The organism is Skermanella pratensis (genome assembly GCF_008843145.1).
In the GTDB taxonomy this organism is placed as follows: domain Bacteria; phylum Pseudomonadota; class Alphaproteobacteria; order Azospirillales; family Azospirillaceae; genus Skermanella; species Skermanella pratensis.
In genome coordinates this window covers 2948619-2965212 of the sequence record NZ_CP030265.1, presented here as the reverse complement: position 1 = coordinate 2965212, position 16594 = coordinate 2948619, and the positions used below count along the sequence as shown (strand labels likewise).

Sequence of the window (16594 nt, the reverse complement as noted above, 5' to 3'; positions counted from 1 at the left end):
CCATGACCGAACCGATCTCCGAATTCGACCTGATGGCCTATGTCGACGACCAGCTCGATGCCGAACGCCGCATCGAGGTCGAGGAATACCTGTCGCGGCACCCCCAGCTCGCCGCGCAGGTCATGGACGACCTGTGCCGGCGGGACGAACTGCGGCTGGCCCTTACCGAGGCCGCGACCGTCGCGGGGGTGGACAAAGCCATTCTTCCCGCCGAACGCCTTGGCCGCCGCTTGGCGCTTCGAAAGGCGCTCCACCGCAGCCGGCGCGCCATCGCGGCGTCGCTTCTGCTCGCGACGGGCTGGCTTGCCCATGCGACGTTCGGCGGCCTCGGTGCGGACCCTGCGTCCGCGGCGCATATCCTGCCTGCTTACGCCGACGAGGCGGTCGATGCTCACCGGACGATCCTGGTCGAAGAGCGCAACGCCCTGTTCACCCGCTCCGCGGCGCCGCCGGAACGTATCGCGGACCTTGCCACCGGCTCCAGCCCGGCGATACCGCTGCCGCACCTGCCCAAGACTTTCACGCCGGTCGCCTCCCACCTGGTCCCCTGGGACCAAGGCAATGCGGTTCAGGTTCTGTTCCACGGTCCGTCCGGGGAGTCGCTGACCCTCTTCGCGGCCGAGACCGACAGCTTCAGCATCGACCAGCCCTATGCCGAGGAGGTCGACGGCGTGACCATCGCCTATTGGCAGTCCGGGTGGTTCGCCTATGTCCTGGGCGGATCGGGCGACCGGGATGACCTGCTGACGCTGGCCACCCGGATCAGCCGGTGACCTTCCGGCCTGTGACCAAACATCAACCAGCCTGTTGAGACAACCAGGATCAGGGAGCAACCATGTTCAACCAGTATCCGAACCGGCAGCCGCCCAACCAGCCGGGTGTCTTCGGCCGTGCCGTCGATCAGGGCGCCTTCGACGATGGCCTGCGCAAGCACATGCTGCGGGTCTACAATTTCATGGTGCTCGGTCTGGCCATCACCGGCCTGATCGCCGCCTTCGTTGCCAGCACCCCGGCGCTCTACGTGCCGATCTTCACCACGCCCCTGAAGTGGGTGGTGATGCTGGCGCCGCTCGCCTTCATCTTCGTGCTGTCTTGGCGCTTCGACCAAATGTCCTCGTCGGCGCTCCAGATGACGTTCTGGGCGTTCTGCGCCGTGATGGGCGTGTCGATGGCGTCGATCTTCCTGGTCTTCACCGGGGCCAGCGTCGCCCGCGTCTTTTTCATCACCTCGGCCATGTTCGCGGCGACCAGCCTGTGGGGCTACACGACCAAGACCGACCTGTCGAAGATGGGCTCGTTCCTGATCATGGGCCTGATCGGCATCGTGATCGCCAGCATCGTCAACATCTTCCTCGGGTCGAGCGCGCTGCAGTTCGCCATCTCGGTGATCGGCGTGGTGGTGTTCACCGGCTTGACCGCCTACGACACCCAGAACATCAAGGAGAGCTACGCCGAGCATTACGGCCATGACACCAACACGAAAATGGCCGTGATGGGCGCCCTCAGCCTCTACCTGAACTTCATCAACCTGTTCCAGATGCTGCTCCAGCTCACCGGGCAGCGCGAGGAATGACCGGGGGGAAGCCGACCTTCGCCCCATCGCCAGAATAACAATCTCAGCGGGACAATCATGGACCACAACGAACGCCAGATCATCGACGAACTCTTCGGCAAGCTGCGGCAGGCGGAGGCCCAGTCCGGCCCGCGCGACGCCCAGGCCGAGGGCTTCATCCGCGAACAGGTGGCCCGGCAGCCGGCGGCCCCCTACCTGATGGCGCAAGCGATCGTCATCCAGGAGCAGGCCTTGGCCGCCTCCCAGGCCCGCATCCAAGAGCTGGAGCAGCAACTGCAGTCCCGTCCGGCGTCGGGCGGCGGCGGACTTTTCGGCAGTCTGTTCGGCGGCGGTTCGCAGCAGCGCCAGCCGGCTCCGCCGTCCAACTCGCCGTGGGGAAACCAGCGGCATGCCGCCCCTCCCGGTGATCCGCGGGTGGCGGCCTATGCCAACCCGCAACACCAGCAACGCCAGGGCGGCGGCTTCATGGCGGGCGCCATGCAGACGGCCATGGGCGTCGCCGGCGGCATGCTGATCGGCAACGCGCTCGGCAGCATGTTCTCGTCGGGCGAGGCGATGGCCGAGGACGCCGTCGGCGCGGTGGAGGAGCAGGTTCCTGAGGAATTTGCAGCCGACGACGGCGGCGATTTCTTCGGAGGTGACGAGGAGCTCTGACGCTTTCCCCCTCGTCGAGGCTGAGGCAATCTGATCCCGGGGGCGCGAACTCCCTGTCCGCGCCCCCGGACCGTATTGCGGCCGCGTTTCCGCCGGCGGTCGGGTGCCTCAGGAGATCCCGTCGTGTCGTTCAAGCTCCGATTCGTGCTGCTGTTCTCCGCCGTGCTTGTCCTGGCGGTGCTGGTGGCCGGCGTAGCGGTCGTGGTCAATGCCAGGAGCGCGGTCGAAACGGAAGTCGAGGCCGGCATGGAGCTGGCGACGACGCTGGTGATCCGGACGCTGGCCGGGGCTCCCGATCCCCGGTCGGCGGCGGATGCCATCAGTTCCGCGCTGGCGATGCTTCCGCTCAGGCATGTCCGGATCGCGATCGCCGCCGATGCCGCCGCGACCGCCTTGCCGGCCCAGGTGACCACCCGCGTCCCGGACTGGTTCTACCGCCTGGTCGGCCCCGACCACCGGCAGGAGGAGATCAGGATGCGCCTGTCGAACGGCGCGCCCGCGCGCGTCCTCATCGTGGCGGCGCCGGAGGACGAGATCGCCGAGGTCTGGGCCGATCTGACGAACCTGGCGCTGATCCTGGTGACGGTCTCGGCTGCCTCGATAATCCTCTCCTGGATCGCCATGGAACGGGCGCTGCGGCCTCTGGCGCAGTTGTCGGGAGCCCTGGAGCGGCTGGGCCGCCACGAATACCAAGTCCACCTGGAACCGATCCGGGTCCGCGAACTTCGGCGCATCGGCGAAACGATCAATACGCTTGCCATGGAACTGCGCCGGGCGGAGGACCGGAACCGCGAACTCGGCCGCAAGCTGATCGAGGTCCAGGAGGCGGAACGGCGCCAGATTGCCGGCGAGATCCATGACGAGCTGGGACCCTGCCTCTTCGGAATCCGCGTCGAGATCCGGTCGCTCGCACAGGTCGCGCGGACTCTGCCCGACTCTGTCGGTTGTGCCGTCACCGAGAGGTGCGATGCCGTGCTGGAACTTGCCGACACCGTCCAGCGCATGAGCCGGCGTCTGCTCGACCGGCTGCGGCCTATGGCGCTTGAACACTTGCCGCTCTCCGCGGTGCTCGCCGAAACCGTCAAGCGCTGGCGTGTCAGCGAACCCGGCATCGACTGGCGTCTCCGTCTGCCCGGCGACGTCGCCCATACCATCGATCGGCTTGACGATACCGCGTCGGTGACCCTCTATCGGGTCGTGCAGGAAAGCTTGATGAACGTCGCCCGCCACGCCGGCGCCACGAGGGTGGAGGTCGAACTCCATTCCGTGCCGGAACCCGATGCGGGTGCCGCGGTCGGGTTCAGCGTTCGGGACGACGGTCGGGGCATCGCCAGCGACGACCGGGCCGGAATCGGCATTCACGCGATGTCTGACCAGGTGAGGGCGCTTGGCGGGTCGATCGCCATCCTGTCGCTGCCCGGGGGCGGCGTGACGGTCCAGGGGACGATCCCGTTCGTCCCGGGCTCCGCCCGGACGCAAGAGGAGAAAGAAGATGGCAGGAACGCCCGCCGGAACGCCTGAGAGACTGCTGCTGGTGGACGACCATCCGGTGGTTCGGACCGGCTGTCGGCGACTCCTCGCCTCCGCCGGTCCCTACGAGATCATGGAAGCCGACAGCGGCGCCCGGGCTTTGGAGCTCTGCGAGACCGAGCCTCCCGACGCCGTCATCTTAGACTTGGGGCTGCCCGACATCGGCGGATTGGACCTGCTCGACCGGCTGCGCCGCATGAGTCCGGATATCCGCGTCCTCGTCTTCAGCATGCATGAGGATGCCGTCTTCGCGGCGCGCGCCCTGGAAGCCGGAGCCCGAGGCTACGTCACCAAGAACGATGCGCCGGAGGAACTGGTCGCGGCCGTCGGGACGGTGCTGGCAGGCGGCATCTACCTGAGCCGCGACATGGCACGGGAGGTCGCCGTGATGAGCTTCGTCCCGAACCGCAGTCCCTTGCAGGGACTGACGGCCCGGGAACTGCGCGTCCTGGCGGAGCTGGGGCAGGGGAGCGCCATTGCCGACATCGCTGAACACCTGGGCGTCAGCTACAAGACGGTGAGCAATACCTGCACGATCATGAAGACGAAGCTGGGCGCGCGCAGCATACGGGACCTGATCCGCATCGCCGTCGAGCATCGCGTGATGCCCTGAAGCCGGGCTGCAAAGGGAGGATCGGGAAGATTCGGCAATCGCACTCGGGAACAATTGGAATTCCGGCCCTGTCAAAAAATGAATGTGTGAATCCGTCATAGAAATATGTTGCGCTGACTTATGTGTCTCATGAAAGTATATCCAGAGAAGAAGAGCGATAAACATGAGGAAACGTCACATGGTGGCCCCCCTTGACACATTGAAGCGCATCTTGCTGGGAAGCGTTCTTGCGGTCGCCTCGTCATTGCCGGCCATGGCCGACACGATCTATGTCTCCAACGAAAAGGATAACACCATTTCGGTTGTGGACGGCGATACGCTGACCGTCACGGAAACGATCCGCGTGGGTCGCCGGCCGCGTGGGATCACTTTCAACCACGACATGACGCAGCTCTATGTCTGCATCGGTGACGAGAACCGGATCGACGTTATCGACCTGTCCACCAACAAGGTCGTCGGCCGTCTGCCGTCCGGTCCGGACCCGGAACTGTTCGTTCACCACCCGACCGAGAACGTGCTGTACGTCGCCAACGAGGACGACAACATGGTCTCCGTCGTGGACACCAAGGAACGCAAAATCCTGGCCGAGATCCAGGTCGGCGTCGAGCCGGAGGGGATGGGCATAAGCCCGGACGGCAAGCTTCTGGTCAATACGTCCGAAACCACCAACATGGCCCACTTCATCGACACCTCCACGAAGGAGATCGTCGCCAACGTGCTGGTGGACAGCCGGCCGCGCGTGGCCGAGTTTACTTCCGACGGCAAGCATGTGTGGGTTTCGGCCGAGATCGGCGGCACCGTCAGCGTGATCGATTCGGCAACCCGCCAGCCGGTGAAGAAGATCGAATTCGCTGTGAGCGGCGTGTCCAAGGAAGCCGTCCAGCCCGTCGGTATCCAGATCACCAAGGACATGAAGCGCGCGTTCGTGGCGCTGGGTCCCAGCAACCGCGTGGCCGAAGTCGATCCCGCGACCTACGAGGTGCGCAAGTACCATCTGGTCGGGCAGCGAGTCTGGAACCTCGCCCTGTCACCCGATGAAAAGCGTCTTTATTCGACCAACGGCGTCAGTAGCGACATCAGCGTCATCGACGTCGAGAACAGCAGGGTGATCAAGTCCATTCCTGTCGGCGGCGCACCGTGGGGAGTGGTCGTAAAGCCCTAGCCCGGCCCCCAACTCCCCGCTCGCAACCCGACGTCGTCGTCAACCGGGACAAGATCGCCGATGCGGGCATCCAGGTCGACGTCGTTTCCCGCACGCTGGAAAGCCTGCTGGGCGGCCGTCAGGTCACCCGGTTCGAGCGAAATGGCGAGCAGTACGACGTCTATGTCCAGCTCGGCGAGGCCGACCGTTCCACGCCCGGCAATCTCAGCCAGATTTATGTCCGGGGCGGCGACGGAGCGATGATCCAGCTTTCCAACCTCATCGAGGTGAGGGAAGTCGTTGCGCCCAAGGAGCTGAACCGCTTCAACCAGCTCCGCGCCGCGACGATCAGCGCCAGCCCGGCTCCGGGCGTGTCGGCTCGGCGAAGCGCTCGCCCTCATGGAGCAGGCGGCTGAGGAGGTGCTGCCGCAGGGCGTCCAGGTGGATTATGCCGGGCAGAGCCGCGAGTTCCGCGACGCGGGCTCCAGCCTGGTGTTCGTCTTCGTGCTGGCCCTGGGCTTTATCTATCTGGTGCTGGCGGCACAGTTCGAGAGCTTCGTCGATCCCTTCGTGATCATGCTGACGGTCCCGCTGTCGATGACAGGGGCGCTGCTGGCGCTTTACCTGAGCGGCGGTACGCTCAACGTATACAGCCAGATAGGGCTGGTGACCCTGGTGGGGCTGATCACCAAGCACGGCATCCTGTCGCCGAGTTCGCCAACCAGCTCCAGGACGAGGGCGGGGAGAAGCTGGATGCGGTGATCGAGGCCGCGGTGCTCCGCCTGCGCCCGATCCTGATGACCACGGGCGCCATGGTGCTGGGAGCCCTGCCGCTGGCCCTGGCGACCGGGGCGGGTGCCGAGAGCCGGCAGCAGATCGGTTGGGTGATCGTCGGCGGCATGTCGCTCGGCACGCTGCTGACCCTGTTCGTCGTGCCGACAATGTACACCTTGATGGCCGGCAAGCGTGTCTTGCTGGGGGAGGAGGACCTCGAAGCTTCCCATGCAGCCCCGGCGGAGTGAACGGCGTTCGGCGCATTCGCACTTGCCAGAAGCCCGGCCGGTGCGACATGTCTGGGATTGAAGGAGCCGCGGCGGAGTTCGCCGCGCGGCAAGGCAGGAGGAAGAGCGAAATGTTCATCGCGATGAACCGCTTCAAGGTAGTACCCGGCGCGGAAGCCGATTTCGAAGCGGTCTGGCTGAACCGGGAGAGCCACCTGCACAAGGTTCCCGGTTTCGTCGAGTTCCATATGCTGCGCGGTCCGCAGCGCGACGATCACAGGCTCTACAGCTCTCACACGGTCTGGCAGTCGGAGGAGCACTTCCTGGGCTGGACCCGGTCGGAGGCCTTCCGCGATGCCCACAAGGGTGCCGGCGGCAACAAACCCCTGTACCTGGGGCACCCCGAGTTCGAAGGCTTCGAGGTCATCCAGACCGTCACCAATCCCTCCGCCGGAGAGTAGCGCCTTGGCCGGAGCCGAGTTGTCGGACTTCTTCACCCTGTTCCCGATGCGCCGGGTCGGCAGTGCCGACCTGGACACGGTACTGGCCGAGGAGGCGCCGGAAGCCTTGACGGTATTGTTCCTGTGGGGACGCAATTGTCCTAACTGCGATATCGCCAAGCGGGCGATGATGACGGCGCCGGAGCGCTTCCAGTTACCGGACGTGCGCTGGCTCCATGACAATGTTTACGACGACTTCGACATGGCGACCCGGTTCGGCGTCCATGGCATACCGGTCTTCTTCCTGTTCCATGGACGCCGCCAGCTCGGGCGGATCACGAGCTGGCCGGGCTCCGACGCGTTCCTGGATGTTATCGGGCAGCAACTGCGCCGGATCATCGCTGCGATATAAGTTATGCCCTGGTCAGCTGTGCTTCAGCGGGCAGGTGCGGATGCCAAGCAGGGTATAGGCCGGGCAGAAGCCGATGAAGGCGGTCAGCAAGGGAACCACGCCGATCCAGCCCCACGGGGTCTGTGGACCGACGAAAACCAGCGAGATCAGCACTAGACCAGCGACGATCCGCAGGGCGCGGTCGATCATTCCCATATTCTTTGGCAGCGACATGGCACGTTTCCTTTCCATCTGGGGCCGTGCCGCAAGTATCGCGCGCTGCGCCGCCGCGCTCAGTGACTAAGTCACATTAGCCCTCAGCCGGGTGCCGCCGCGGCAAGATATCGCAGGCCATCAGGGTCCAGCACTTCCAGCCGACCGCGGCCCAGGCCGACCAGCCCTCTGTGCTCGAACTCCTTGAGCTGCCGGCTGACGACCTCGCGGGCGGTGCCCAACTCGGTTGCCAGAGCCTGATGGGTGAGGGGAACAGCGCCGCCCGCAGGCGCGTGGTTGATCAGCGCCTCGGCGAGCCGGCACTCGATCCTTCCGAACGCGACCTCGCTGACCAGCCTCATCAGGTCGGTAAGCCGCGCCCCGAAGCTGCGGAATACGAAATCGCGGAAGACTCCGGACCGCGTGATCAGGGTATCGAACGCTGCCTTGGGCAGCGCTACCGCCGAAACCGCTGTTTCAGTCACGCCCTCCGCGCTGTAATCCTCGTTCCCGATCAGGCAGGACGTGGTCAGGATACAGGTCGACCCGGAGCCGACCCGGTATAGCACGATCTCGCGTCCCAATTCGGACAGCAGATGGACGCGGACCGAGCCTTCCAGGACGATCAGGAAATTCGCGCAGGCGTCGCCCGGCCGGAACAGCACCGTGCCTGCCTTCATTTGGACCAGAGCCGCCTGCCGGGCAAGGGTGCCGCGTGCCGCGTCGTCCAGCGTGTCGAGCGCGGGGAGTGCATGAAGCCAGTCGGTCGCCATGCTCATGTCAGAGGCTGCTCCCCATTGCCGGTCAAGGATTTCGGGCCTTGGCGTCGCGGAACTCGTCGAAGGCCTCAAGCGCCTGGGCAGCATACATGACGCTGGGCCCCGCGCCCATGTAGACGGCCATGCCCATGGTCTCAAGCACCTCCTGGCGGCTGGCTCCCTGCTTGACCGCGGCTTCGGCGTGGAAGGCGACGCAGCCGTCGCATCGGGTGGCGACCGCGATCGCGAGCGCGATCAGCTCCTTCGTCTTGGTGTCGAGCGCGTCGGCCTTCAGGGCCGCCTGCGCCAGAGCGGAAAAGCTCTGCATGACGGTGGGAGCGCCGCCGCGCAGCTCCTTGATCGCGGCGGACAGTTCGACCGTGGTGTTCGTCCAGCTTCCGGACATAGGGAATCCTCGGATTTGAAGAAGAATGCAGTTGCGACGCTAGAGCCGCGACTTTATATAAGTCAATACTAATTTACCAATAGGGGCACTCGGAATGGACGGATTCACGCCGTTTTCATCGGCAGCGGGCGGCGCGCTGATCGGCGCCGCCCGCTGCCCTGCTCTGGTACGGGGCCGGGCGAATCCTGGGCGTCAGCGGCATCGTCGGCGGCTTGGCGACCGAGCGCGGCAGCGATATCGGCTGGCGGCTCTGCTTCCTGGCGGGCCTGCTAGCTGCTCCCCTGCTGCTCTGGGCGGTAGCCGGGATCGGCAAGCCTTCCGCCCTACAGACCTCTCCGATGCTGCTGATCACCGCCGGGTTGCTGGTCGGCTACGGCACCAGGCTGGGCAGCGGCTGTACCAGCGGCCATGGTGTTTGCGGACTGGCACGCCTGTCCTTTCGCTCACTCATCGCGACCGGTCTGTTCATGGCGAGCGGGGCAGCGGTCGTCTTCGTCGTCCGCCACCTGCTGGGAGCATGAGGACATGCCCATGATGATCGTCGCGCTGGTATCCGGGCTGCTGTTCGGCGCCGGCCTCGTCGTTTCCGGAATGATCGACCCGGCGAAGGTGCTCGCCTTCCTCGATGTCGCCGGAAATTGGGACCCCAGCCTCGCCTTCGTGATGGCGGCGGCCATTCCGACCGCGATGATCGGCTTCAGGGCGGCCCGCCGGTGCGGGCGGCCGGTCTGCGGCGATCGGTTCGCCGCGCCGACGAAGGCCGGATTGGACGGCAAGCTGGCTCTCGGCGCCGTTCTGTTCGGCGCCGGCTGGGGACTGGTCGGCTATTGTCCCGGCCCGGCGCTTGCAGCTCTTTCATACGGCGATCCGGCCACTTGGCTTTTCGTAGCCGCCATGGTGGCCGGGATGGCCGCGCATGGCCTATCGGCGCAGCGCCAGGCGGAGCAGCGGTCCAAGGCCTGACGCCGGGAGGACTCAGAGCAGCCAAGCGGTATGCTGCACGACTTTCTGGCTTCCACGGTAGATCATGTTGGCGGCGGCTCCCATCAAGGCGACCGTCAGCAGCAGCCCGATCACCAGGATCGTCGGGTGCTCCTCATCTGGGACCACAGCTCAACTTCATCCAAGTTTTCTTATTTCCTTCTTCGAGCCATGGCCGGCTTTCGGAGAGGTGCCGAACCTCCCAAGCCGGCCCTCCCTCGAAGACTGCTCAATCAAGCCTTGATCCGGCCCCTTAGTCGTCGGTCTCTTTCTTGCCCGAATCTTCGGTGTCCACGTCGCGCAGAACTTCGGCAGTTTCGCGCTGGTTGCGCTCGATGGCGGAGGGAGGTGTCCGGAGGCCGGAGTCCGGTCCAGGCACATCCACCCCGGAGGTTTCGTCTTTCGTCTTGTCGCCGTTCATGTCGGTGTCCCGCTCGCTGTGACCGGCCCGATGCCGGTCGAACCGATGAAACAGGCGAGCGGGAACAATGCTGCAGGATCAGGGCGTGCTGGGTGCGCCGCCCACGGCATCGGGAGCCGCCTCCGCGGTACCCCGGCGCAGCCGGTGCTCGCCCAGATACAGCAGGATCGGCGCCGCGATGAAGATCGACGACGATGTCGCCAGCACCACGCCGAACAGCAGCACCAGCGCGAACTCCTGCAGCGCCTCGCCGCCGAACAGGGCCAGCGGCAGGGTCGCCAGGAAGAGGGCGACCGAGGTGCCGATGGTTCGGCTCAGCGTCTCGTTGATGCTCCGGTCGATCAGTTCTCCCAGCGGCATCTTGCGGTAAAGCCGCAGGTTCTCCCGGACGCGGTCGTAGACGACGACCTTGTCGTTGATCGAGTACCCCATGATGGTCAGGATCGCCGCGATGGCCGTCAGGTTGAACTGCATGCCGGTCAGCGCGAAGAAGCCGATCGTCTTGGTCACGTCGAGCAGCATGGTGACGACGGCGCCGACGCCGAACTGCCACTCGAAGCGGAACCAGATATAAATCAGCATCGCGACGGCGGCCAAGCCGAGCGCCAGCATCCCCTGCTCGAACAGCTCTCCACTGACCGACGCCCCTACCGATTCGACGCGCCGGATGGTGGTGCCGGGGAACTCGGACGTCAGCTTGTCCTGGACCGCCCTGACCGCCTGCTGCTGGGCCGCCTCGTTGCCGGGCTGCCGCTCGAAGCGGATCAGCACGTCGGTCGGCTGGCCGAACTGTTGGAGCTGCACGGGTCCCAGGTTGAGTTGGGCCAGGCTCTCGCGAAGCTCTGGGAAGTCCGCCGCCTGCTCTGTCCGGACCTCGATCACGATGCCGCCCGCGAAGTCGACGCCGTAATTCAAGCCGGGATTGAAGAACAATCCAATCGAGGCAAGGCTCAGCAGCACCGATAGGATCAATCCCATCCGCTTGCCGCGCATGAACGGGATCCTGGTGTCGTCTGGCGCGAGCCGGAACCCGGTCGAGATCGGCAGCACCTTGGGCCGGTTCCGCTTTAGCCAAGTGACCATCAGCAGGCGGGTCACCACGGTGGCGGTGAACATCGACGTGATGATGCCCAGGCTGATCGTGACCGCGAAACCGCGGATCGTTCCTGTCCCCACCGCGTAGAGCAGCACCATCTTGATCAGCGTCGTCAGGTTGCTGTCCATGATGGTGGCGAAGGCGCGGGTGAAGCCGGTCTCCATCGCGGCGAAGGCCGATCGGCCGCGCCTCGTTTCCTCCCGGATGCGTTCGTTGATCAGGATGTTGGCGTCGACCGACATGCCCAATGTGAGCAGGATTCCGGCGATGCCAGGCAGTGTCAGCGTCGCCTGGAGAATCGACAGCGCCGCCACGGTGAGGAACAGGTTGAAGATCAGCGCGATGTTGGCGAACACGCCGAACAGCCCGTAGGACATCACCATGTAACCGACGACCAGCACGAATCCCACGAGGCAGGCGATGATGCCGGCACGGATCGAATCGGCGCCCAGGTCGGGTCCGATCGTGCGTTCCTCGATGATCGTCAACGGCGCCGGCAGTGCGCCGGCCCGCAGCAGCACGGCGAGGTCGTTGGCGCCCTGTGTGGTGAAATTGCCGCTGATCTGGCCGCGGCCGCCGGTGATCGGTTCGCGGATGACCGGCGCGCTGATCACCTTGCCGTCGAGCACGATGGCGAAGGGCCGGCCCACGTTCTGCTTGGTGATCTCGCCGAAGCGGCGGGCGCCCGGCCCGTCGAACTCGAAATTGACCACCCAGCTTCCGTTGCGCTGGTCGTTGCCCGGGCGGGCGTCGAGCAGGCTGGCGCCGTCCACTTCGATCTTCCGGCGCACCAGGTACTGCTCCCCGCGGGACGCGGGATCGATCGACGGAAGCCACTGGGTTCCGGCGGGGGCGGATGTGCCCGGCGCCACGGTCTGGTCGCCCAGCAGGTGGAAGGTCATCTTGGCGGTCTGGCCGAGCAGGCGCTTCACCCGGTCCGGATCGGTCACGCCGGGCAGCTGGACCAGGATACGGTCTGATCCCTGCCGGGCGATCACCGGCTCGTTGACGCCGGTTTCGTCGATCCGCCGGCGGACGATCTCGATCGACTGCTCGACGGCTCGTGCCGCACGGTCGCTGACCGCGGCATCGGTGAAGTCCAGCCGGACCCGCCCGCCTTCCGACGAGAAGGCGAAATCCCGCTGCGCCGGGCTGAGGCCGGTTCCCAACAGGTCGGCGAGCGCCGTGCGCACGGCCTCCGCCTGGCCCGGGTCGGGCAGCGCGAAGGTGACCGCCCGGTCACGTACCGCCAGGTCGGTGTAGCGGATACCCGCGGTGCGAAGCGCCGTCCGCGTGCTGTCGAGCGCGCTTTCCAGGCGCTCGCGCACGACGGTGTCCATGTCGACTTCCAGCAGCAGATAGGAGCCGCCCTGGAGGTCGAGGCCCAGATTGACACGTTGCTGCGCCATCCAGCCCGGGAGGGTGCCTGCGGGCATGAAGTTGGGCAGCGTGAAGAGGACACCCAGCGCACAGACGGCCGAGATGATCCAGATCTTCGTCTTGGAGAAATGAAGCACGGATGACAACTTTCTCACGCCGGCTTTCGGCATGATCAAGGCATTGCAGCGATGGCGGGAGTCTTGAAGGCTGTCAGCCGGCGACGGGGGGACCCGTGGGAATGCGCGGGCTTGCCCAGCCCATACCCGGAGCCGGGACCGGAGCGTATAGGCGTACCGGGGCCGAGACCAGAACCCCGGCCACCATGAAGGCGATCGCCACCAGAACGGCGAAGACCGGTTCCGGCATCGGCGGGTCGCGCAAGGGGCTGCGCGATGCCTCTAGGAAAAGTTGCCGGGGAAGGTAGAATTTCTCACCAGCGCCCGCATCGCCGCTGCCCGATCCGGAGGCTCCGCCGTTTGGTGACGACGGTGCGGCGGCGAATCCCGGCGCGGTCGGTGTCCCCGTCCAGCAGAAGGCCGACAACAGGCAGAACACCAGTGCCAGAGCGACTGCTCTGATACTCTTGCCTGTCAGGATACGGCGTTCTCGGAACTCGGTCATCGAACTCACGGCTGGAGGAAATCGGCGCAAGCTACACGTGCGGCGGAACGTCGGCCAGGATTATCTATTCCTCAGCCCGCTCATTCCGCCTCGTCCGCCTCCCCGAACAGGTAGTCGATATCGCCGGTGCCAAGGGTGCTGAACAGGGCCGTCCCCTCGATCGTCGCCGCCGCCAGATTGTCCTTGCGGCGCTGAAGCTCAAGGATCCGCTCCTCCACCGTATCGGCGGCGATCAGCTTGTAGACGAAGACGGGCTTGTCCTGCCCGATCCGGTGCGCGCGGTCGGTCGCCTGGTTCTCGGCCGCCGGGTTCCACCACGGATCGTAGTGGATGACCGTGTCGGCCGCGGTCAGGTTCAGGCCCCGCCCGCCGGCCTTCAGGCTGATCAGGAAGACCGGTACGTCGCCCCGCTGGAACCGCTCGACCGGCTCGTTGCGGTCGCGGGTCGCCCCGGTCAGTTCCACGAAGGCGATGCCGGCCTTGCGCAGTTCCGGCTTGATCAGATCCAGCATCGAGGTGAACTGCGAGAAGATCAGGATGCGACGCCCTTCCGGAACCATCTCGCCGACCATCTCGATCAGGCTGCTCAATTTGGCGCTTTCCCCCACGGAGGCGGCGGCCGGGATCTTGACCAGCCTGGGATCGCAGCAGACTTGGCGCAGCTTCAGCAGCGCGTCGATCACCGTGATGGCGTTGCCGGACAGACCGCTGTTGGCGATCGCCGCCCGGACCTTCTCGTGTACCGACAGGCGGATCGTCTCGTAGAGGTCGCGCTGTTCCTGGTCCAGCTCGATATGCCGGATCACCTCGGTCTTGGGCGGCAGCTCCTTCGCCACCTCCGACTTGGTCCGGCGCAGCAGGAAGGGCCGGGTCCGGCGCACCAGCAGGCCGGCGCGGGTCGCATCGCCGCGCTTCTCGATCGGCGTCCGGAACCGCTTCTGGAAGTCCTTCCGGTCGCCCAGCAACCCGGGCATCAGGAAGGCGAACTGGGCCCAGAGTTCACCCAGATTGTTCTCGACCGGCGTGCCGGACAGGCACAGCCTGTGCTTCGCCCTGAGCGCGCAGACGGCGCGGGTCGAGCGGGAATCCGGGTTCTTGATCGCCTGGGCCTCGTCCAGCACGACCAGATGCCACGGGCAATCCTTCATCAGGTCCATATCGCGGGCGACCACGCCATAGGTCGTGATCACGATCTGGGCCGAAGCGATCTCGGCCCGGCGCTCGTGTCGGTCCAGGCCATGCAGCACCAGCGTGCGCAAGTGAGGCGTGAATCGTTTCGCCTCGTTGACCCAGTTCGGCACCAAGCTGGTCGGAACCACCACCAAGCAAGGGTCCTCGAGCCGGCCGCTCTCGTGCTCCAGGGCGATGTGGGCCAGCGTCTGCGCGGTCTTGCCCAGGCCCATGTCGTCGGCCAGGATCCCGGCGACCTTGTTGGTCGCCAGGCGCTGCAGCCAGGCGAGGCCGGTGCGCTGATAGTCCCGCAGATGGCCGCGGAAGCTGGCCGGCACCGCCACCTCGGACAAGGTCTCGTCCTCCGTGAGCTTGCGGAGGAAAGCATCGATCTGGGCGCTTTCATCCGGCCGGCGGGACACCAGATCGTCGATATCGACCAGCAGGTCGGCTTCGCCGATGGGCACCTGGAGTTTCTCTTCGAACCGGCGGCCGGTTTCCAGCATGGCTTCGAGCACGCTGAACAGCCGCTTGATCCTGTCGGCCGGAACCGCCAGCACGCTGCCGTCTTCCAGCATCACATGGGCCTGTCCGTCGATCACCCGCATCGCGGCCATGCCGCCGCGGTCGATCAGGCGGGCCAGGATGGGCAGCAGGGAGCGGCGCTGACCCTCGATCTCGACGCCGACCTCCATGTCGAACCAGCCCTCGCCGGCATCGCGGACGGTGATCGCCACGTCGCCCGCCGATTCGACCAGACGGGTGCCGAAATCGGAGCCTATATGGACGGTCCAGCCCTCGGCCTCCAGCGCCGGAACCTGGGTTGTGAAGAAGGCCCGCCACGTGGCGTCAGGGTCCTTGCCGGTCATGCGATGGACCCGCGTGCCCCGGTCTTCCAGGGAACCCTTCGGCGGATCGATCCGAAGCTGGGCGAAGCCGATCCGGGCGAGGCGCGTCATGGCCTCCTGCTCGGCGGCCTTGTCGCGCCGCGCGAATACGGGAGGCCCGTCCGGCGTCTCGATGCGGGCGAACTGGCGCTGGTCGTCGGCCTCGATCTCCGCCGGCTGACCAGGATCGCCGTAATCAAACGACAGCCGCAGGATGTCGATCATGCCTTCGCCGGCCGACACCACGCGGCCGAGGCGGGCCGTGATCTTCGGGCTGCGCTCGACGATGACGGCGGGATCGGACCGCGGGGGCCGGGGCTGAACGTCGGCCGGTACCATCCGGGGCGTCGGGGTTCGCTGGGCGGACCGGCGCGCCACGATGCGGGGCTTCTGGGTCTCCGGCTTCGCCGACGCAGGTTTGGCCGGCGGCGTCTGGGCCGCGGACTTCGGCATGGTGACGATCTGGAGATCGACCGCGCAGATCTGACCCGCCCCGGGATCGACGCACCAGTGGCCCAAACCCTTGATGAGGACTCCCCCTTCCGGCAGGCCGGTCGGTCGCAGCGTCCCGGTACGCGGATCCCGGAAGGCGCGGACCACGCGCTTGGGACCGGCGATCAGCGGAACGCCGCTGTGCCACCGCACGCGTCCGGTCGCCAGCAGGCAGCGGAACAGCTTGTCGACCGCGTCGGCCTTGTTCTTCGGCACCGGCGTGCGGACCAGCGCTCCGGCACCCAGCAGGCGGGCGACCGTCCGGTCAGCTCCGGCCTGTTCGATCCCGGCGGCGTGATCGACCACCTGCCGCGGAGTGGCGGGCCGCTCTGGCGCGCCGCCGACCGCCAGGGTGGCCGTCACGTACAGGGCGGCCTCGCCCTGGCCAGCCTCCAGCGTCCAGTAGGCCAGCGGAATTCCGGCAGGGGCTCCGCGAGGGACCGGATCCGGCGCGGCCGGCGCCTTGGGGACGGCGGCCCGTTCCAGGAACGACGATTGCACCGCCCGCCGCCACTCAGGCCGGCTGTCCAGCGCCAGGAGAGCCGCCGCCGCCATGTGCGCGCAGGTCGAGCGTCCGCAGGTGCAGGTCCGCTCCAGGCTGACGCGCTGGTTGCGATGGGAGGGCACCACCATCACCGTGTGGGTCCGTCCCAGGTCCGTTACCGTCGCGGCGATATGCTCCCGAGCAGGCAGAAGCCGTGCAGCGCCGGCGAGCAGCAGTCCGCGGGCACGCTGAAGGGTTTTCTGGTCGAAGACGCGGGACACGTCCTCTTCGGCAAAGGGAACCGGGGCGCCGGCAGGCGATGAAGCCCGCGCAGTGTGGTTG

General features: G+C 66.3%; 21 protein-coding genes. 13 read left to right on the top strand and 8 right to left on the bottom strand.

From position 1 onward, the window contains the following. Positions 1-2 precede the first annotated feature (2 nt). From DPR14_RS13465 to DPR14_RS13425, 11 genes are all read left to right on the top strand, one after another. On the top strand, positions 3-773 hold the full coding sequence (locus DPR14_RS13465; RefSeq protein ID WP_158045608.1) for an anti-sigma factor family protein: 771 nt from the start codon (positions 3-5) through the stop codon (positions 771-773). 62 nt (positions 774-835) lie between these two features. Then, a complete protein-coding gene (locus DPR14_RS13460; RefSeq protein WP_158045607.1) occupies positions 836-1573 on the top strand; it encodes a Bax inhibitor-1/YccA family protein in 738 nt (245 codons plus the stop codon). Positions 1574-1630: 57 nt separating this feature from the next. Beyond that, positions 1631-2227, top strand: coding sequence for a DUF2076 domain-containing protein (locus DPR14_RS13455; protein WP_158045606.1), 597 nt, complete (start codon positions 1631-1633; stop codon positions 2225-2227). Between the two features lie 123 nt (positions 2228-2350). Further along, the gene (locus tag DPR14_RS13450; RefSeq protein WP_158045605.1) at positions 2351-3748 is read left to right on the top strand and encodes a histidine kinase; all 1398 of its coding nucleotides are present in this window, start codon (positions 2351-2353) and stop codon (positions 3746-3748) included. Beyond that, a complete protein-coding gene (locus tag DPR14_RS13445; RefSeq protein ID WP_158045604.1) occupies positions 3720-4370 on the top strand; it encodes a response regulator in 651 nt (216 codons plus the stop codon). The genes DPR14_RS13450 and DPR14_RS13445 overlap by 29 nt, the downstream gene beginning before the upstream one ends. A 178-nt stretch (positions 4371-4548) precedes the next feature. Continuing rightward, a complete protein-coding gene (locus DPR14_RS13440; protein WP_158045603.1) occupies positions 4549-5532 on the top strand; it encodes a PQQ-dependent catabolism-associated beta-propeller protein in 984 nt (327 codons plus the stop codon). Further along, complete coding sequence (locus DPR14_RS28875) at positions 5508-5927, top strand: efflux RND transporter permease subunit (RefSeq protein ID WP_343038644.1); 420 nt, start codon at positions 5508-5510, stop codon at positions 5925-5927. The genes DPR14_RS13440 and DPR14_RS28875 overlap by 25 nt, the downstream gene beginning before the upstream one ends. Continuing rightward, on the top strand, positions 5911-6273 hold the full coding sequence (locus DPR14_RS28870; RefSeq protein WP_343038643.1) for an efflux RND transporter permease subunit: 363 nt from the start codon (positions 5911-5913) through the stop codon (positions 6271-6273). Before DPR14_RS28875 ends, DPR14_RS28870 begins: the two co-directional genes overlap by 17 nt. Then, positions 6270-6533 (top strand): efflux RND transporter permease subunit, encoded by a 264-nt coding sequence (locus tag DPR14_RS28865; RefSeq protein ID WP_343038642.1) that lies wholly within the window; start codon positions 6270-6272, stop codon positions 6531-6533. Before DPR14_RS28870 ends, DPR14_RS28865 begins: the two co-directional genes overlap by 4 nt. Positions 6534-6643: 110 nt before the next feature. After that, positions 6644-6973: a heme-degrading protein HmuQ gene (gene hmuQ, locus DPR14_RS13430; protein ID WP_158045602.1), complete on the top strand. Its 330-nt coding sequence runs from the start codon at positions 6644-6646 to the stop codon at positions 6971-6973. A gap of 4 nt (positions 6974-6977) precedes the next feature. Next, a complete protein-coding gene (locus DPR14_RS13425; RefSeq protein WP_246148129.1) occupies positions 6978-7364 on the top strand; it encodes a thioredoxin family protein in 387 nt (128 codons plus the stop codon). A gap of 12 nt (positions 7365-7376) precedes the next feature. On the opposite strand, the gene DPR14_RS13420 is transcribed toward DPR14_RS13425, so the two are convergent. The 3 genes from DPR14_RS13420 to DPR14_RS13410 all read right to left on the bottom strand — a co-directional run bounded on the left by DPR14_RS13420 (position 7377) and on the right by DPR14_RS13410 (position 8720). Beyond that, a complete protein-coding gene (locus DPR14_RS13420) occupies positions 7377-7577 on the bottom strand; it encodes a YgaP family membrane protein (protein ID WP_158045601.1) in 201 nt (66 codons plus the stop codon). Between the two features lie 83 nt (positions 7578-7660). Then, positions 7661-8335 carry a Crp/Fnr family transcriptional regulator gene (locus DPR14_RS13415; protein WP_158045600.1) on the bottom strand — a complete coding sequence of 225 codons (675 nt, stop codon included), beginning with the start codon at positions 8333-8335 and terminating at the stop codon, positions 7661-7663. 25 nt (positions 8336-8360) lie between these two features. Continuing rightward, complete coding sequence (locus tag DPR14_RS13410) at positions 8361-8720, bottom strand: carboxymuconolactone decarboxylase family protein (RefSeq protein WP_158045599.1); 360 nt, start codon at positions 8718-8720, stop codon at positions 8361-8363. 212 nt (positions 8721-8932) lie between these two features. On the opposite strand from DPR14_RS13410, the gene DPR14_RS13405 reads away from it, so the two are divergent. Beyond that, a complete protein-coding gene (locus DPR14_RS13405; RefSeq protein WP_343038641.1) occupies positions 8933-9241 on the top strand; it encodes a YeeE/YedE family protein in 309 nt (102 codons plus the stop codon). A gap of 4 nt (positions 9242-9245) precedes the next feature. Then, complete coding sequence (locus tag DPR14_RS13400; protein WP_158045598.1) at positions 9246-9683, top strand: DUF6691 family protein; 438 nt, start codon at positions 9246-9248, stop codon at positions 9681-9683. 12 nt (positions 9684-9695) lie between these two features. Here DPR14_RS13400 and DPR14_RS28725 read toward each other — a convergent pair whose 3' ends face one another. The 5 genes from DPR14_RS28725 to DPR14_RS13380 form a co-directional block, all read right to left on the bottom strand. Further along, the gene (locus DPR14_RS28725) at positions 9696-9830 is read right to left on the bottom strand and encodes a hypothetical protein (protein WP_281352625.1); all 135 of its coding nucleotides are present in this window, start codon (positions 9828-9830) and stop codon (positions 9696-9698) included. A 124-nt stretch (positions 9831-9954) separates the two neighbouring features. Further along, entirely contained in the window at positions 9955-10122 is a 168-nt protein-coding gene (locus DPR14_RS27430) for a hypothetical protein (protein ID WP_192498942.1), read from the bottom strand. A 78-nt stretch (positions 10123-10200) separates the two neighbouring features. After that, positions 10201-12735, bottom strand: a complete 2535-nt coding sequence (secD, locus tag DPR14_RS13390; protein ID WP_158045597.1) for a protein translocase subunit SecD — start codon at positions 12733-12735, stop codon at positions 10201-10203. A gap of 73 nt (positions 12736-12808) precedes the next feature. Then, on the bottom strand, positions 12809-12979 hold the full coding sequence (locus DPR14_RS27425) for a hypothetical protein (protein ID WP_192498941.1): 171 nt from the start codon (positions 12977-12979) through the stop codon (positions 12809-12811). Between the two features lie 320 nt (positions 12980-13299). Beyond that, positions 13300-16533, bottom strand: a complete 3234-nt coding sequence (locus DPR14_RS13380) for a DEAD/DEAH box helicase (RefSeq protein ID WP_246148127.1) — start codon at positions 16531-16533, stop codon at positions 13300-13302. Positions 16534-16594 lie beyond the last annotated feature (61 nt).

Excerpts from the sequence above, each read along its gene's own strand:
- hmuQ (WP_158045602.1), top strand. The coding sequence starts at position 6,644 with ATGTTCATCGCGATGAACCGCTTCAAGGTAGTACCCGGCGCGGAAGCC.
- DPR14_RS13445 (WP_158045604.1), top strand. The coding sequence starts at position 3,720 with ATGGCAGGAACGCCCGCCGGAACGCCTGAGAGACTGCTGCTGGTGGAC.
- DPR14_RS13415 (WP_158045600.1), bottom strand. The coding sequence starts at position 8,335 with ATGAGCATGGCGACCGACTGGCTTCATGCACTCCCCGCGCTCGACACG.
- DPR14_RS28870 (WP_343038643.1), top strand. The coding sequence starts at position 5,911 with ATGGAGCAGGCGGCTGAGGAGGTGCTGCCGCAGGGCGTCCAGGTGGAT.
- DPR14_RS13455 (WP_158045606.1), top strand. The coding sequence starts at position 1,631 with ATGGACCACAACGAACGCCAGATCATCGACGAACTCTTCGGCAAGCTG.
- DPR14_RS27430 (WP_192498942.1), bottom strand. The coding sequence starts at position 10,122 with ATGAACGGCGACAAGACGAAAGACGAAACCTCCGGGGTGGATGTGCCT.
- DPR14_RS13410 (WP_158045599.1), bottom strand. The coding sequence starts at position 8,720 with ATGTCCGGAAGCTGGACGAACACCACGGTCGAACTGTCCGCCGCGATC.
- DPR14_RS13465 (WP_158045608.1), top strand. The coding sequence starts at position 3 with ATGACCGAACCGATCTCCGAATTCGACCTGATGGCCTATGTCGACGAC.
- DPR14_RS13420 (WP_158045601.1), bottom strand. The coding sequence starts at position 7,577 with ATGTCGCTGCCAAAGAATATGGGAATGATCGACCGCGCCCTGCGGATC.
- DPR14_RS13400 (WP_158045598.1), top strand. The coding sequence starts at position 9,246 with ATGCCCATGATGATCGTCGCGCTGGTATCCGGGCTGCTGTTCGGCGCC.
- DPR14_RS13440 (WP_158045603.1), top strand. The coding sequence starts at position 4,549 with ATGGTGGCCCCCCTTGACACATTGAAGCGCATCTTGCTGGGAAGCGTT.
- DPR14_RS13460 (WP_158045607.1), top strand. The coding sequence starts at position 836 with ATGTTCAACCAGTATCCGAACCGGCAGCCGCCCAACCAGCCGGGTGTC.